Raw genomic sequence first — 543 nt, forward strand, 5'->3', positions numbered from 1 at the left:
CAGGAAATGACTACCTTGAGGGTGGAGGAGGGAATGACACCCTTGATGCAGGAGAAGGAGACGACCATATCGTTCCTGGTACGGGAGTCCATCAAATTATTGGTGGTGCAGGGACAGATTTTCTCGACCTCAATTACAGTACCACCACAGACAACCTGACCATTAACTACAGTGACCCTAATAACGGCACTATCTCAGACGGTTCAACCCTCAAAGAAATCGAAATTTTACAACTCGTTTCTGGGTCAGGAAATGACAATATTGATGTCGGTGCAACCAACGCTTATCGGGACTATGATCCTGGACCCTATTCATGGCAAGTCAATATCTTTGGCAATAATATCTATGGAGGTGCAGGAAATGACTTGATTAACAGTGGTTCAGCAGCAGATCATCTTTTTGGTCAAGAGGGAGACGATACCCTTCAAGGAAATGAAGGAAGTGATGGCATTTGGGGTGGAGAAGGGAATGATGGTCTCATTGCTGGTGTCGGTGATGATGCTCTCTATGGTGAAGCAGGTAATGATAACCTTAATGCAGGTT

At 45.3% G+C, this 543-nt stretch carries 1 protein-coding gene; it reads left to right on the forward strand.

Annotation, left to right across the window (positions count from 1 at the left end):
* Window positions 1-543, forward strand: a 543-nt coding sequence (locus MICAI_RS16155) for a calcium-binding protein (RefSeq protein ID WP_039900342.1), incomplete at both ends; no start/stop codon positions are given.

This window comes from Microcystis sp. T1-4 (genome assembly GCF_000297435.1).
Classification (GTDB): Bacteria; Cyanobacteriota; Cyanobacteriia; order Cyanobacteriales; family Microcystaceae; genus Microcystis.